Genomic DNA, 14,458 nt, shown 5'->3' with positions numbered 1-14,458 from the left:
TTTTTTATTAACACAATAAGTAAAAAAATCTCGGAAAAAACCGAGATTTTGTAATTTATTTTTATCTGCTCTTTAGTCTTTCTATTTCTTTATTTAGGCTGTCGATTTTATTGGACATCTTTATGATCTCTGCGTTAAGATCCTTCACATCTTCCTTGCTTGATGGCTCCACAAAATTCATGTAGTCCATGTTTAGTTTAAATAATTCTTCTCTCAAAGACTTAGTTTCTTCTTCTGCCTTCTTGTAAATTTCCTTGAATTTGTCTACATCAAATAGTTTTTTGTATTGTTCCTTGGTTTTTTCTTCAAAGAAGTCATAAACCTCTTGTGGGTCCTTCTTCTTTGCTAATTCTTCTAAGTCAGTCCTGTACTTTTCAAAGGTAAACTCAGAAATTTTTGCAATTTCACCATAAATTTCCTTGTAATAGTTTACATAAACTTCAAAATACTTCATTGATTTTTCGATAAAAGTTTTTTGGAATTTTAAAACCTTTGAAGTGCTGGCAAAGTATTCATTTCCACCAAATAATTTTTCGTATTCTTCTAAGTTACTTAGCATTTGATGTGAAAATTTTTCCATGTTTTTGAAATAATCCATTTTGCCAAAGAAATTATCTGTCATAAAAGGCATATTTCCAAAATTAGGAATCATGAAGTTAAAATTGCCAAAAACTTTTTGGTTGAAGTTCAAAATTTCCTTTGCCTTGTCTCTCACTTGTTCTGGCATAAAAATATTCATGTAGTTTTCTTGATATTTTTTGTAAGAATTAAAGAGGTCCTTGGCAGCAATACTGTAATCTTCTACAAACTTTCCATTGGCACTTAACATTGGAAAATAATTTTTAAAATTATTCATAAAGTCACCATAAACTTTATTAGGCTCCTTTAAATTGTCGGCAAAAAATTTTTGAAAATTCATAAAATTTTCGAAGTAAGGGTTTACTTCAAAAAGTCCCTTCATTTTTTCATTAAAATCGCTATTGAAAGGACTGTATTTACTCATTGTATCCATGTAATTTTTGGGCATTTCATAAACATTTCCCACCATTTTTTCATTTATTCTTGCCATCTCTCTGAAATAATCTTCTAAGCTTAAATTTTCTTTTTCATTCTTTTCTGTTCCCTGATTAAAAGATTTTAATAAATTCATTTGGGCATCGTATATATCCTTGTATAAATCAAACATATTGGTACCTCCTTTTAGTGTACTAAATTATTACCACAAAAAAAGACTTTCTAAACGCTAGAAAGTCTTAAATATTTTATACTAATTTTTTGATATAGTCCTTTATATTTTTATTCTTCTCTTCTAAATACTTTTCAAGGTCAGAGATGATTTCTGCTCCTGCCTTGGGATTCATAAAATTATAGGTTCCAACTTCAACTGCAGTGGCTCCTGCCATTAAAAATTCAAGGACATCCTTATAAGATGTAATGCCTCCCATGCCGATTATTGGTATGTCAACTGCTTTTGCCACTTGATGAAGGATCCTTAGAGCAATTGGCTTTACTGCTGGTCCTGATAGTCCTGCGTAGGTGTTATTAAAGACAATTTCTTCTCTATCAAAATCAATTGCCATGCCGAGAATTGTATTTATTAGTGAAAGTCCTGTGGCGCCTTCTGCTTCAACTGCCTTGGCTATGCCCACAATGTCCCCTGCATTGGGAGAAAGCTTCACAAAAACTTTTTTGTTTGTAACTTTCATGACCTCACGGGCAACTCTTGCTGCAGAATCCTTGTCCATGCCAAAAGCCATGCCACCTTCTTTTACATTGGGGCAGGAAATATTTAATTCAATAGCAGCAAAATCATAGTCATTTAAAATTTTTGTGGATTCAACATATTCTTCAATGGTATTGCCGCCAAGATTTACAAAAATTTCTGTGCCAAGGCCTTGCATTGAAAGGATTTTTTCTTTTACAAATTCTTCCACGCCTGGATTTTCAAGTCCAATGGAGTTCAAAATTCCTGATGGTGTCTCCCAAATCCTTATGCCTTCATTTCCTTTTTTTGGATGCCTAGTAATGCCCTTGGAAGAAATTCCCCCGAGAATTTTTGGGTCGTAGAAGTTTTTAAATTCTTCCCCGTAGCCATAGGTTCCACTTGCCATAATTATTGGATTTTTTAATTTTATGCCTGCTAAATCTATTTCAGTCCTAGAAGTCAAGTAAATCACTCCCCTTAAAAATTGGTCCTTCCTTGCAAGATCTTTTCCTGCCGCCCCTTGTGTCGCAGGAGCAAGATAGGCAAGCTCCCACTCCGCAGCCCATTCTCTTTTCAAGAGACACATAGGTTTTTATGTCACGAGCCTTTGCAAGTTCCACAACTTTTTTCATCATAATTTCTGGTCCACAGGCATATATTAATTCATGCTTTTCAAAATCAATTATGTCTGTAATAAAGCCGCCTTTTTTTATTTTTATATGGCACTTTACATCTTTAAAGGCCTTTTCAAGTTCAAGCTCTTCCCTCTCCCCTATGTAGAGGGTGATTTTTGACTCAGGCTTTAACTTTTGAATTTCCTTAATTAAATAGTGGAAGGGTGCCACGCCAACTCCACCACCAACTAGGGCAACTTCGTCAACATTGGCGTAAAAAGTATTTCCAAAGGGACCGTAAAGTTTTATGTCATCGCCAGCTTCTAATTTTTCAAGAATTTCTGTGCCTATTCCTCTTTTTTCTACTAAGAAGTCTACACCCTCTGTTACATCATAAACTGAAATTGGTCTTGAAAGTGTTGGATAATTTTCCCAAGCCCTTAGCATAAAAAATTGCCCTGGATAAATCTTTGTCTTAAAATCCGTTCTAAGTATAAAATAATCTTTGCATACATCAATATTTTCTAAAATCTTTGCCATTTTACTCTCCATAAGTGGTAACTGTGTCGCAGTATTCGCACTTATATTCCTTTTTGTCTCTGTCGTAGAGATAAAATTTATGACCTGAAATTTCCCTTTCGCTATTTGTTATACATCTAGGGTTTTTGCACTCCAATACACCTTCAACTACTTCAGGAAGTTCCATGCGAATTTTTTTCACTCTCTCCCCATCTTCTATAAAGTTCACTGTTGTATGTGGAGCAATTAGTCCCAAGACTGTGAAGTCTAAATTGTAGTCCGTTTCTATTTTTATTAAATCTTTTTTGCCCATGGAAGTAGAAAAAATATTTTGCATAAGAACAACTGCGTCAGTAACTTTTTCCAGCTCCAGTGCCTTATAAAGGACATGAGCACGACCTGCCTCGATGTGGTCTAGGACAATTCCTTTTTTTATTTTTGAAACATTTATCATTTGTTAGCCTCCAAAAGTTTTATAATAAGTGCCATTCTGCCATACATGCCAAACTTTGTCTGTTCAAAATAAACTGCACGAGGGTCCTTGTCCACTTCTGGTGCAATTTCATTTACTCTTGGAAGTGGATGAAGTATATACATGTCATCCTTGGCTAATTTTAATTTTTCTTCTGTTAAAATGTAGTAGTCCTTTAATCTTTCATACTCGTCAGATGATACAAATCTTTCCTTTTGAACTCTTGACATATAAAGTATGTCTAAGTCACTTATGGCGCTCATGAGGTCTCTGGTCTCAGTGTAATTTTCCTTGTCAATGAAGTTTTTAAAGGGCTCTGGCATCTTTAATTCTTCAGGGGAAATAAATACAAATTTTACATTTTTGTAGCGGTTTAGGGCCCTCACTAGGGAGTGAATAGTCCTTCCAAATTTTAAGTCTCCGCAAAGCCCAACTGTCAAGTTGTCAAAGGATTTTTTGTAGTGCCTAATTGTTATTAAGTCGGCAAGAGTTTGTGTTGGGTGAAAGTGTCCTCCGTCTCCTGCATTTATTATAGGCATCTTGGTAACGACCTTTGATGCGAGAAGGGCTGCCCCCTCCTTGGGATGTCTCATGGCACAAATGTCTGCATAATTTTCTATTACTCTAATTGTATCTAAAAGAGTCTCGCCCTTAGTTGAAGAGCTAACTCCTGCATCAGAAAAACCAATTACCCTTCCTCCAAGTCTTAGCATAGCTGTTTCAAAGGAAAGTCTCGTTCTCGTTGATGGTTCAAAAAAAAGACTGGCCAATAACTTATTTTCGCAAAAATGAGAATAGTGAATAGGATTTGCGATAATGTCATCAACCAGACTAAAAATTTCTTCGTATTCTTCAATTGTAAAATCTAGTGGCTCTATTAAATGTTTCATCTTGACCTCCATCTAATATTTTATCTTTTTTATATTACTTCAAAAATTAAAATTTGTAAAGTTCTTTTATATATGTGTTATACTTGTAATAATAAATTTAAAGGAGAGGCTATGATTTACTTAATACTTGGACACTCTGGCTCTGGCAAGAGCACACTTAGGGATGAACTTGCAAAAGAGGGTTTAAATAAAATAATAACTTACACAACAAGACCTCCTCGTCCCAAGGAAGTTGACGGTCTTGATTACAATTTTATAAATATTTCTGATTTTAAAAAAATGGAAGAGGAAAATTTATTTATTGGCTCCACTTGCTATGCAGGAAATTATTATTCAACTTTAAAAGAAGATCTTGAATTAAATAATAATGACAAAAGAGACTGCGTAATTATAGTGGATAAAGAGGGCGTCCTTGCCATAAAAAAGGAATTTAAAAATGCTCTCTCAATTTATTTAAAATGCTCCAAGGAAGTTTTAAAAAAGAGAATGATAAAGAGAGCTGAAGATGAAAGCGTCATAGAAAAAAGACTTTCTGTCCTAGAAAATTTAGACTCTTATGCAGATTATATCATCGACAGCGACAGAGAAATGGACCAAGTCTTAAGTGATGTCCTAAAAATTATTAAGAGCCACAAGTCAGGAAAATGATTTTTCTTTTCTTGACAATTTATAATCTAGTGATATCATAAACTTATAAGTAAATAAAATTCTTCAGGGCGAGGTGCAATTCCTCACCGGCGGTAAAGTCCGCGAGCGCAAGCTGAATTGGTGCAATTCCAATACCGACAGTAAAGTCTGGATGAAAGAAGATAAATTTAAATTTTTGAGCCCTGTTTGGGCTCTTTTTTTATAGGTGATTTAATGTATGTAGAAAATTTTAACGACAGCTTTTATATGCTTCGTGCCCTAGAACTTGCAGAAAAGGGCATTGGTCACACAAAGACTAATCCCCTTGTGGGCTGCGTTATTGTAAAAGATGAAGAAATAATTGGCGAGGGCGCCCACTTAAAGTTTGGCCAAAACCACGCAGAGGTAAATGCCATTGAAGATGCGAAAAGTCGCGGCAATGACCTTAAGGGTGCAAGTCTCTATGTAAACTTGGAGCCTTGCTCTCACTTTGGCAAGACTCCACCCTGCGCAAATAGAATTGTGGAAGAAGGCATAACAAGAGTTGTAATTGGAACCACTGACCCCTTTCCAAAAGTTTCTGGCGGTGGCATAAAAATTTTGGATGATGCTGGGATTTCTATAACAGAAGGTGTTTGCCAAGAAGAATGTTTGAAGTTAAACGAGAGATTTTTTACCTATGTAAAAAATAAGAGACCCTTTGTTGTCCTAAAGGTTGGTATGTCCCTTGATGGAAAAATTGCAACAGAAAGTGGAGAATCCAAGTGGATAACATCAGAATTTTCTAGGGCTTACTCTCATGAGCTTCGAGGAAAGCTTGACGGAATCATGGTTGGCATAGGAACAGTTCTTGCAGATGATCCAACTTTAAATGTTCGTCACGGCAAATACAGGGTCAATCCAATAAGAATTGTAACAGATTCAAGGCTTAGAATTCCCCTTAATGCAAAACTTCTTGCAGAGGATTTAGAAAGTCTTGCAATAATTGCCACTACAAAAAATTGTGACAAGGAAAAACTTGAAAAGCTTAAAAAAATGAAAAATGTTGAAGTTTTAATATGTGGCGAAAAAAATGGCAAGGTTGATTTAAAGGACTTAATGGAAAAATTAAAGGACTACGACATTTCCTCCATCCTACTTGAAGGTGGAAGAACTCTTAACGCTGAGATGCTAAAAAATAATTTAGTGGACAAATTTTATTTTTTCATGGCGCCGATCTTGCTTGGCTCAAAGGGCATTCCTGCCCTTGGCGACTTGGAAATCCATGAATTAAAAGATGCCATAAAAATAAAGGACATGAAGTGCGAAAAATTATTTGACGACATACTTGTCACTGGAAGGTGTGATTGAAATTTTTACGGGAATAATAGAAGAAATTGGAAGACTTGCTGACATAAAAAAGGAAAAGGACCTCTACACCCTAAAAATTTCCTGCAAAAAAGTTTTGGAAGGGACAAAGAGAGGCGACTCCATTGCCACAAATGGCGTCTGCCTAACTGTGACAGAGCTTGGCGATGATTTTTATAAGGCAGAAGTTATGGTTGAAACTATAAATTCAACTAACTTTAAAAATTTAAGCAGGGGTCAAGCCTTAAACTTAGAGCGTGCTCTTAGTCCTACAAAAAGACTTGACGGTCACATAGTCCAAGGCCATGTTGATGGAGTTGGCGAAATCGTAAATATTTTAAAGAGGGGTCACGAAATTGTCTACAGGATAAAATTTGACTCAGATAATTTTAAATACATTGCCGAGAAGGGGTCTATTGCCCTTGATGGCATTAGCCTCACTGTATCAAAGGTAGGCGAAAATTATTTTGAAGTCTCAATAATTCCAACTACAATAGCTGACACCAATCTTGCAAGTAAAAAGCTTGGCGAAAAAATAAATATTGAGACAGATATTATTGGCCACTATGTCTACAATTTTGTCAATACTAAAGAAGCAAGCAAGCTAACAAAGAATTTTTTATTAGAAAATGGATTTTAAGTAAATTTATAAAATCGAGAGGAGAAGACATGAAAGTTAACACAATTGAAGAAGTTGTTGAAGCCTTAAAAAAAGGCGAAATTATAATAGTAACAGACGAACCTGACAGAGAAAATGAAGGCGACATGATTCAAGCTGCAGAATTTGCCACTGGTGAAAGTTTAAATACCATGGCATCTCTTGCCAAGGGACTCATTTGCATGCCCATGTCAAAGTTTTACGCAGAAAAACTAAAGCTAGATCAAATGGTTGCCGACAACACTGACAACCACGAAACTGCCTTTACAGTTTCCGTTGACCACATTGACACCACTACAGGAATTTCTGCTTGGGAAAGAGCCTTAACTGCAAATAAACTTGCAGAAGATGATGCAAAGCCAGAGGACTTTAGAAGACCTGGTCACATGTTCCCTCTTGTTGCAAAAAAAGATGGAATTTTTGTGAGACGTGGACACACTGAAGCAACTGTCGACCTTTTAAAAATTGCTGGCTTAAAAGAAGTTGGTCTCTGCTGCGAAATTATGCAAGATGATGGACATATGATGCGTGGCGAAGATTTATTTAAACTTTCAAAAAAATTAGACATGAAAATTACTACAACTGAAGAACTTTTGCTTTACAGAAAGAGACATGAAAAAATCGTAGAAAAAGTTGCTGAGGCAAAACTTCCAACAAAATTTGGCGACTTTAGGGCTCATGCTTATATCGACAAGGTTACGGGCGAACACCACATTGCCCTTGTTAAAGGCGAAATTGGCGACGGCATGGATGTCCTCACAAGAGTTCACTCTGAATGTCTAACTGGCGACTGCTTTGGCTCATCAAGATGCGACTGTGGCAACCAACTTCACCTTGCCATGAAAAAAATCGACGAGGAAGGCAGAGGAATTTTGCTTTACATGCGTCAAGAAGGTCGTGGCATCGGCCTTGTAAATAAAATTCGCGCCTATGCCCTACAAGACCAGGGCATGGATACAGTTGAGGCAAATTTGGCTCTAGGCTTTCCTGAAGATGCCAGAGATTATTCCACTGGCGCACAAATCTTGCAAGATTTGGGAGTAAAGGAACTTCGTCTTCTTACAAATAACCCAGACAAGGTTTACTCTCTTCAAGAATTTGGCATGATTATAAAGGAAAGAGTGCCAATTGAAATTCACTCAACAAAACACGACGAATTTTATTTGAGAACAAAGGCAGAAAAGATGAACCACATCTTGTCTGAATTTAGCAAATAATTTTAGAAAATTTAATGACAAAGAATAAAAAATATTAATCACAAAAAAATAAATGGAGGAAATATGAAAATTTACAGTGCAAATTTAAAATCTGAAGGAAAAAAATACGCCATAGTTTTGGCAAGATTTAACGAGTTTATAGTTTCAAAGCTCTTAGACGGATGTATAGACGGACTAAAAAGACATGGAGTTAAGGACGAGGAAATCGAAGTGATTTGGGTGCCAGGTTCTTTTGAAATTCCCCTAGCAGCAAAATCTCTTGCCATGACAAAAAGATATGACGCAGTAATTGCCCTTGGAGCAGTTATTCGTGGAGCAACTACTCACTACGAACTTGTATCAGCAGAAGTTGCCAAGGGAATTGCAGCTTCATCTCTTGAAACTGGCGTGCCAATAATTTTCGGCGTAATCACAACAGAAAATATTGAACAGGCCATTGAAAGAGCAGGCACAAAGGCTGGCAACAAGGGTTTTGATGCTGCCACAGCTGCGATAGAAATGGCTAACCTATTAGGTGAAATTCGTGGCTAAGCTGGCAAAAGAAAATTTGCAAAATAAAAATGGTGACCTCAAAGATGTGAAGTCCATAATTTTTGACTTTGACGGCACCCTTCACAACACTCTTAAAATTTATTATCCAGCTTTTTCTACTGGCGTGAAATTTTTGCGAGAACATGGCTTTGCAAGGGACTTTGAACTTTCAGAAAAAAATGTGGCAAGATTTTTAGGCGAGAAACCAAATTTTGCCTACGACCTAATTGCAAGGGGTGCAGATGACTCTTTGAAAAGAGAAGTCATGGCTCTTGTAGGTAAAAAAATGGATGAAAACATAAAAAATGGGCTTGGAGAACTTTATGAGGGCACTATAAAAGTTTTAGAAGATCTTTTCAAGAATTATGACCTCTACATTCTCTCCAACTGCCGAGAATCTTATCTAGACACTGCACTTGATGTCTACGGCATAAAAAAATACTTCAAAAAATATTTTTCCGCAGAAACTTATGACTTCCTTCCAAAGGAGGACATTATAAAAAAAGAAAGACAGAATATAAAAGAAGAGATCATCTTTGTGGGCGACAGACACCATGACATGGAAGCAGCAAGAATTAATAATTTAAAGAGCATTTTTTGCAGCTACGGCTTTGGCAGTGAAGAAGAAGGAAAAGATGCAAATTACAAAATTTCTTCCCTTGGAGAACTTTTAGAGCTCTTGTAATAAATAATTTTAAACAAAATTTTAAATCATTTAAAAATTTAAGCGAAAAATTTTATAAGAAAAACCCTAACAAAAAGGAGGACTCAGCGTCCTCCAATTTTTTTATCTTTATTTAGCTTTATGCTTCTTCTCTCTTCTTTCTACTTTCATCCCAAAGTTCATTTGCCTTTTTATTCCAAGCCATTGCATAAGGTGTTGTCTTAACTTGCAACTCTTCTGCACTTTCAGGAGCAATCATATCAGTGTTTCTTGCACCAGAATCATTTACAATCTTAGTAAGTCTTCCTGGGTTTTCCAACATTGGACATGGCTTTAACAAGTTTTTGTTAAAAGGTTGGTTGTCGTGGAAGCCCATAAATAGTGGACTCATTAGACATTCCTTAATAGTATTTTCTCTAATATTTGAATCAGAATAGTGAATGAATACACATGGTTCCATGTCACCAAGAGAGTTGATGTGGAAATAATTCTTGCCGCCAGCTATGCAACCATTAATAAATTCACCATCATTTTGAAAATCAATTGTAAAAATATTTTGAGGATATTCAGCAGATCTTATCTCCCTAACCTTGTGGTAAACGTGCTCTCTTTCTTCTGGAGAAAGAAGTAGGCTTACATCTGCATCCTTTCCAACTGGCATGTAGTGGAAGAACCAAGCAAGCTTGCATCCATGGTCTACCAGCATTTTTATGAAATCATCGTCAGTTACATATTTATAATTTTGGCTTGTGTAGCAAATAGAAGCTCCGTATAAAAGTTTGTGCTCTTTCATTAAGTCCATTGCCTTCATAACCTTTTGGAAAACTCCGTCGCCTCTTCTAAGGTCTGTGGATTCTTCTGTTCCTTCAATACTTAGGGCAAAGGAAATATTTCCAGCTTCAACAACTTCTTCGCAAAATTCATCGTCGATTAAAGTTCCATTAGTAAAGATATGGAAGGCAGAGTCATTAAATTCCTTTGCAAGTCTAATGACATCATCCTTTCTAACAAGTGGTTCTCCACCAGTTAAAATGAAGAAATAAGTTCCAAGTTCATTGCCTTGTCTGACAATGCTTGCCATTTCATCGTAAGTTAAATTATTTTTGTGGCCATATTCGGCAGCCCAGCAACCAGTGCACTTTAAGTTGCAGGCAGATGTTGGGTCAAATAAAATTACCCAAGGAATGTTGCAATTATATTCCTTTTGCAATTTGTTTCTAAGGGCATTTCCCTTATAGGCAGCGTTATAGCCAATAGTTTTGACAGAAGTCTTGACAATATTTTCGTCGATTCCATTAACAATGTCAGTACCAAAGGATACCCACTTAGAGTTAGGATCGTTAAGCTCATTTCTAACTCTCTCTAAGCCATTTTTCGCAGTGTTAACTTCACTTGATTCAGGCATCAAATATTCATCGAAGACATCAACTATCTCTATCATTCCCTTTTGAGGGTCCTTCTTTAATCTCTTGTAGGCTAGATTTACAGCCGTTTCGAAAACTTTTTCTTTTGTTTTGTCTTTAATTGCAGTATTCATCTAAAAACCTCCCGTATATTTATAAAGTGATAATCTTAATTAATAAAATACATTAAAATATTTTATCTGAACATTGTTCAATTTCTTATTTATATTTTACTACATTTCAAATAAATTTTAAAGCCTTTTTTATAAATAATTTAAATTTTAAATATGTTCATTAGATTAATTGTGGATAGTAGATAAAGAATGGCTTGTTTTAAAGAAAAATCGCCTAAATTTTGTGTGATTTTTAATAAAAAAATAAAAAAAGCACCTAAATTAATAGGTGCTAAGTGATAAATTATACAAATTTTTATTTACTTTTAGACAAATCTTTAGATTTTACTAAGGGATAATGCTTTGTAGGCCTATCCCCTAAAATTATTATTTATATTAGTGGTTTCAAGAGAACTTAGGGCTCCCTCTTGGTAGTCATCTATGCTTTTATTTGCCTGGCTAAAAATAAAAATATTTATAAAGAAGAGGGCTGCCAATAAAAAGTAAAGTGGAAGCTTTAACTTTCCTGATTCTTTCTTTAAATAAAAATATAATAAAGCCAGAGAAGGAATTATTAATAGATTTAAAGCATAGAGAAAGTTGTAGTCGTAAATTGAGTAGTCTCTTAAATATCCATTTAAGTAAAAATTAAAGGCAATTAGTAAAAGCAAAAGTCCATAGGCTGATGATAAGACGATTTTATTTGTTTTAGTTTTATTCATATTTCCTCCCATATCTAACTTTTAATATCAAAATATTTTAAGGCTTCTTTGCCTTAATTATATAAGAAATAAGAATTTTGTCAATTAACTTTTGTGCAAAATTTAAGTCAAGCTTTTATCCTATCCTTACATCAAAAATTTTTAAAAGGAATCAATTATTCCAAGATCCATAGCTTTTTTCATAAGTTCTTGGTAGTTGTTGATGTAGAGCTTTTGGTAAATGCGATTTAACATAACTGCAAGGGACCTCTCGGAGATAAAAAGCTCCTTGGCAACTTGACTTCTCTTTAAGCCTGAGCAATAGAGGTTCACTATTTCTATTTCCTTTTCTGTCAAATTTTCTATAATTTCCTTTTCCTTAAAAAATTTTTTATCATGAAGGTAGACTTCTCTTAATTTATTCCTAAGGCTTTCCATGTCCTCTTCCTTGGAGATGAAGGCATAAGCCCCAAGGCTTTTTGCTCTTTCGCCATAAAAAAATAAATCATAGCCAGATAAAATCACTATTTTTATATTTTTATCTTTATTTAAAATTTTTTCTGCCAAGTCTAATCCGTTTAAGGATTCTTCAAAGCCCCTTAAGTTTATGTCCACAAGCAAAATATCATAGGAGCTTAAAAAGTTTATGTCTTCTAAATTTTTCAAATCCTCTAACAAATCAATTTCAAAAAAATCATCTTTTTCCAAAAATTCCTTTAATGAACTTGCCATCATCTTATGATCTTCTATTAATAAAATTTTCATTTACAATCTCCTCTTGAATTGGCAGCTTGATAATAAATTCCACATAGACTTGGTCTTTTGACTCTTTTTCTATCTTATTTTTAAGTATTAAGTCTCCCCCATAAATTTTTAAGGTCTCCTCCATAAAACTCATGCCAGAGTGATTTTTCCTATTAAAATCTTCATCAAGGTGGTCCTCAAAGTTTTTAATAGTCAAAAATATTATTCCATCCTCAATTTCCAGCCTTAATTCAGAAAAATGCCCCTGGGAATGTTTGTAAAAGTTGGTGACCATCTCATGAATGAACTTATAAATTACCTTGTCATAGGGACTGGGCAGAAAAATATTTTTGTCGCAGTAAAATTCAAGGAGCTTGTCATCTTGATACATTTCCTTTAAAAAATTTATGAGGTCCCTGTAAATTTCGTAGTGACTTATTCCCTCTCTAAAAGCTGGCTCTATTAAATTTATTTTTAGCCTAATCTTTTTAATGAGGCCCTTGTGAATTTCTAGGGACTTGCTCATATTTTTCTCATCTTCTAAAAACTTTTTCGACAAAATTATATCTTGCAAAATGTCGTCGTGGAGAAAGCTCAGACTTCTTCTCTCAAAATTTTCTGACAAATTTTTCGCCAATTTATTATTGTATAAAAATTTTTCGTAGGCTGACTTATTGTTTGCTATCTTCCTAAATTCTATTATCAGCTTAATATTTGCCATATTTAAGGAAATCATCATGGCATAGAGCAAGGCTAACCTATAATTTTTTACAAAACTTTCAAAAAATAGTGTGAAAATAAAAATGAAAATAAAATTTGTGGGATTCCAATAGAAATCTAAAATTACTTTTTTCAGGTTTTTATCCATGGAAACTACAAAGATTAAAATTGAAATTTCCGCCACAAATAAAATTATAAGTTCCCTAAGGTAAACATAAGTTAAGACTTTTAAGAAATTCATTAATAGAAATAAAAACAAGTATATAAGGCTTATAAGCCAGACATTTGAAAGAAGTTTTTGGCTATATTTTTTTATTTCTTTTCTATATGTAAGAACAAGAAGTAGTGGAAAAACTGCAATAAAAAGCCTAGAAAATTTTACTAAGCCCATGTAAAAAGTACCGTTAAAATAATTAAAAATAAAGACCAATAACAAAATAATAAGGGCAAAATAATTAAAATATTTCCACTTTATCTCCTTAACCCTGCTTAAAAATATATAAAAATTATAAAAAATTAAAAGATAAATAAAGGACAGACTGACTTCAGAAGTATATTTAAAATTTATTTTGTATTTGTAGAGAAAAATATAGTCCAACAAAATCCACAGAGAAAATAAAACCACTAGAGAGCTATGGTCCAGGATAATTTTTCTGTCATCAGCTAATAAAAAAGTTAAAAGAGAAATGTTATTTAAAAGGCTTAGGGAAAATAAAAAATACATACCACTAAAATCTCTAAGCTTATAAATTTTTGCAGAATAAAATAATATGTAAAGCCCTATAAAAACATAGGCTATTAAAATACTTGCCATCAAAAATTTTTTGTCCCTAGTCATATTTCCCTCCCTCTCCAATTTTACTTAAGCCTGATTTTATTATATATTATTTTTAAATTTAAAAGGTCCTAAATTAATAGAACCTTTTAAAAAATTAATTATTTGAAAAAAGTATATCCATCTTTTTTTACTCTTCCAAAATATTCTCCGTAATAAATATTTTTGTCCATTTTAACTGAGTCTGGATTGAATTTTAAGTCTCCCCTGTATCTTACCAAGCCCTTATTTGTCGTGTAAGTTATGTATTCAGGAAAGCTGTAGGCATCGTATCTCCTCTTTACACTTGTAATTTCCATTTCACTTTTAAAGCCGTTAAATAAAAATAATAGGGCTAAAAGAAGTAGACCTCCTAAAATTATCTTTGCACTTTTACTTTTTAATTTAGAAATCATAGTAACCTCCCCAATAATTTTTTCCTTACCTTCATTATATTATTTGAAATTATTTTGTCAGTTAACTTTTGTGCAAATTTATTTGAAGCTAAAGGCTTCTGGTCTTATTGTGCCCCTGTATTCTGCGTAATACTTTTCAGAATTTGGATCCTTTTTTATATTGTTTTCATTTAATTTTAAATCAACCCTATATTGGATTAGACCCTTTTTATCTTTATAGCTAATATATTCTGGGAAAATTCTTCCATAGCCACTTTTAACTTTTGTTATAGACTCCTCTCTTGGCAGTCCAAAAAATAAAAA

17 protein-coding genes and 1 riboswitch are annotated in these 14,458 nt (G+C 33.9%); of the genes, 6 read left to right on the top strand and 11 right to left on the bottom strand.

What is annotated here, in order from left to right; translation table 11 throughout:
• Nucleotides 1-61: 61 nt before the first annotated feature.
• The 5 genes from HGPG_RS00175 to pyrB all read right to left on the bottom strand — a co-directional run bounded on the left by HGPG_RS00175 (nucleotide 62) and on the right by pyrB (nucleotide 4,200).
• Entirely contained in the window at nucleotides 62-1,186 is a 1,125-nt protein-coding gene (locus HGPG_RS00175; protein WP_019124052.1) for a hypothetical protein, read from the bottom strand.
• Between the two features lie 76 nt (nucleotides 1,187-1,262).
• On the bottom strand, nucleotides 1,263-2,168 hold the full coding sequence (locus HGPG_RS00170) for a dihydroorotate dehydrogenase (protein ID WP_019124051.1): 906 nt from the start codon (nucleotides 2,166-2,168) through the stop codon (nucleotides 1,263-1,265).
• Nucleotides 2,158-2,859: a dihydroorotate dehydrogenase electron transfer subunit gene (locus HGPG_RS00165; RefSeq protein WP_019124050.1), complete on the bottom strand. Its 702-nt coding sequence runs from the start codon at nucleotides 2,857-2,859 to the stop codon at nucleotides 2,158-2,160. The genes HGPG_RS00170 and HGPG_RS00165 overlap by 11 nt, the downstream gene beginning before the upstream one ends.
• 1 nt (nucleotide 2,860) lies before the next feature.
• Complete coding sequence (locus HGPG_RS00160) at nucleotides 2,861-3,292, bottom strand: aspartate carbamoyltransferase regulatory subunit (protein WP_019124049.1); 432 nt, start codon at nucleotides 3,290-3,292, stop codon at nucleotides 2,861-2,863.
• Nucleotides 3,289-4,200, bottom strand: a complete 912-nt coding sequence (pyrB, locus tag HGPG_RS00155; protein ID WP_019124048.1) for an aspartate carbamoyltransferase — start codon at nucleotides 4,198-4,200, stop codon at nucleotides 3,289-3,291. The genes HGPG_RS00160 and pyrB overlap by 4 nt, the downstream gene beginning before the upstream one ends.
• 111 nt (nucleotides 4,201-4,311) lie before the next feature.
• Between pyrB and HGPG_RS00150 the strand changes: the two genes are divergently transcribed.
• The 6 genes from HGPG_RS00150 to HGPG_RS00125 all read left to right on the top strand — a co-directional run bounded on the left by HGPG_RS00150 (nucleotide 4,312) and on the right by HGPG_RS00125 (nucleotide 9,265).
• Entirely contained in the window at nucleotides 4,312-4,848 is a 537-nt protein-coding gene (locus HGPG_RS00150) for a guanylate kinase (protein WP_019124047.1), read from the top strand.
• A 55-nt stretch (nucleotides 4,849-4,903) separates the two neighbouring features.
• Nucleotides 4,904-5,015: riboswitch (FMN riboswitch) on the top strand.
• A 46-nt stretch (nucleotides 5,016-5,061) separates the two neighbouring features.
• Entirely contained in the window at nucleotides 5,062-6,177 is a 1,116-nt protein-coding gene (gene ribD / locus HGPG_RS00145) for a bifunctional diaminohydroxyphosphoribosylaminopyrimidine deaminase/5-amino-6-(5-phosphoribosylamino)uracil reductase RibD (protein ID WP_019124046.1), read from the top strand.
• Nucleotides 6,170-6,814: a riboflavin synthase gene (locus HGPG_RS00140; RefSeq protein ID WP_019124045.1), complete on the top strand. Its 645-nt coding sequence runs from the start codon at nucleotides 6,170-6,172 to the stop codon at nucleotides 6,812-6,814. Before ribD ends, HGPG_RS00140 begins: the two co-directional genes overlap by 8 nt.
• A 29-nt stretch (nucleotides 6,815-6,843) precedes the next feature.
• On the top strand, nucleotides 6,844-8,049 hold the full coding sequence (locus tag HGPG_RS00135; RefSeq protein ID WP_019124044.1) for a bifunctional 3,4-dihydroxy-2-butanone-4-phosphate synthase/GTP cyclohydrolase II: 1,206 nt from the start codon (nucleotides 6,844-6,846) through the stop codon (nucleotides 8,047-8,049).
• 63 nt (nucleotides 8,050-8,112) lie between these two features.
• Nucleotides 8,113-8,580 carry a 6,7-dimethyl-8-ribityllumazine synthase gene (gene ribH / locus HGPG_RS00130; RefSeq protein ID WP_019124043.1) on the top strand — a complete coding sequence of 156 codons (468 nt, stop codon included), beginning with the start codon at nucleotides 8,113-8,115 and terminating at the stop codon, nucleotides 8,578-8,580.
• Nucleotides 8,573-9,265, top strand: coding sequence for an HAD family hydrolase (locus HGPG_RS00125; RefSeq protein ID WP_019124042.1), 693 nt, complete (start codon nucleotides 8,573-8,575; stop codon nucleotides 9,263-9,265). Before ribH ends, HGPG_RS00125 begins: the two co-directional genes overlap by 8 nt.
• 118 nt (nucleotides 9,266-9,383) lie before the next feature.
• Here HGPG_RS00125 and HGPG_RS00120 read toward each other — a convergent pair whose 3' ends face one another.
• The 6 genes from HGPG_RS00120 to HGPG_RS10290 form a co-directional block, all read right to left on the bottom strand.
• Nucleotides 9,384-10,781 (bottom strand): radical SAM/SPASM domain-containing protein, encoded by a 1,398-nt coding sequence (locus HGPG_RS00120; protein ID WP_019124041.1) that lies wholly within the window; start codon nucleotides 10,779-10,781, stop codon nucleotides 9,384-9,386.
• 350 nt (nucleotides 10,782-11,131) lie between these two features.
• Nucleotides 11,132-11,482 carry a hypothetical protein gene (locus tag HGPG_RS00115; protein ID WP_019124040.1) on the bottom strand — a complete coding sequence of 117 codons (351 nt, stop codon included), beginning with the start codon at nucleotides 11,480-11,482 and terminating at the stop codon, nucleotides 11,132-11,134.
• A 141-nt stretch (nucleotides 11,483-11,623) separates the two neighbouring features.
• Nucleotides 11,624-12,226, bottom strand: coding sequence for a DNA-binding response regulator (locus HGPG_RS00110; RefSeq protein WP_019124039.1), 603 nt, complete (start codon nucleotides 12,224-12,226; stop codon nucleotides 11,624-11,626).
• Nucleotides 12,198-13,763 carry a sensor histidine kinase gene (locus HGPG_RS00105; protein WP_019124038.1) on the bottom strand — a complete coding sequence of 522 codons (1,566 nt, stop codon included), beginning with the start codon at nucleotides 13,761-13,763 and terminating at the stop codon, nucleotides 12,198-12,200. The genes HGPG_RS00110 and HGPG_RS00105 overlap by 29 nt, the downstream gene beginning before the upstream one ends.
• A 98-nt stretch (nucleotides 13,764-13,861) precedes the next feature.
• Entirely contained in the window at nucleotides 13,862-14,155 is a 294-nt protein-coding gene (locus tag HGPG_RS00100; RefSeq protein ID WP_019124037.1) for a hypothetical protein, read from the bottom strand.
• A 78-nt stretch (nucleotides 14,156-14,233) separates the two neighbouring features.
• Nucleotides 14,234-14,458: hypothetical protein (locus HGPG_RS10290; RefSeq protein ID WP_036731050.1), on the bottom strand; the 225-nt coding region annotated here is incomplete at its 5' end.

Source organism: Peptoniphilus grossensis ph5, from assembly GCF_000311825.1.
Lineage (GTDB): Bacteria > Bacillota > Clostridia > Tissierellales > Peptoniphilaceae > Peptoniphilus_A > Peptoniphilus_A hominis.
This window is presented reverse-complemented; position numbering and strand designations above follow the sequence as displayed.

Excerpts from the sequence above, each read along its gene's own strand:
- HGPG_RS00175 (WP_019124052.1), bottom strand. The coding sequence starts at position 1,186 with ATGTTTGATTTATACAAGGATATATACGATGCCCAAATGAATTTATTA.
- HGPG_RS00165 (WP_019124050.1), bottom strand. The coding sequence starts at position 2,859 with ATGGCAAAGATTTTAGAAAATATTGATGTATGCAAAGATTATTTTATA.
- HGPG_RS00160 (WP_019124049.1), bottom strand. The coding sequence starts at position 3,292 with ATGATAAATGTTTCAAAAATAAAAAAAGGAATTGTCCTAGACCACATC.
- pyrB (WP_019124048.1), bottom strand. The coding sequence starts at position 4,200 with ATGAAACATTTAATAGAGCCACTAGATTTTACAATTGAAGAATACGAA.
- HGPG_RS00150 (WP_019124047.1), top strand. The coding sequence starts at position 4,312 with ATGATTTACTTAATACTTGGACACTCTGGCTCTGGCAAGAGCACACTT.
- ribD (WP_019124046.1), top strand. The coding sequence starts at position 5,062 with ATGTATGTAGAAAATTTTAACGACAGCTTTTATATGCTTCGTGCCCTA.
- HGPG_RS00135 (WP_019124044.1), top strand. The coding sequence starts at position 6,844 with ATGAAAGTTAACACAATTGAAGAAGTTGTTGAAGCCTTAAAAAAAGGC.
- ribH (WP_019124043.1), top strand. The coding sequence starts at position 8,113 with ATGAAAATTTACAGTGCAAATTTAAAATCTGAAGGAAAAAAATACGCC.
- HGPG_RS00120 (WP_019124041.1), bottom strand. The coding sequence starts at position 10,781 with ATGAATACTGCAATTAAAGACAAAACAAAAGAAAAAGTTTTCGAAACG.
- HGPG_RS00115 (WP_019124040.1), bottom strand. The coding sequence starts at position 11,482 with ATGAATAAAACTAAAACAAATAAAATCGTCTTATCATCAGCCTATGGA.
- HGPG_RS00110 (WP_019124039.1), bottom strand. The coding sequence starts at position 12,226 with ATGAAAATTTTATTAATAGAAGATCATAAGATGATGGCAAGTTCATTA.
- HGPG_RS00105 (WP_019124038.1), bottom strand. The coding sequence starts at position 13,763 with ATGACTAGGGACAAAAAATTTTTGATGGCAAGTATTTTAATAGCCTAT.
- HGPG_RS00100 (WP_019124037.1), bottom strand. The coding sequence starts at position 14,155 with ATGATTTCTAAATTAAAAAGTAAAAGTGCAAAGATAATTTTAGGAGGT.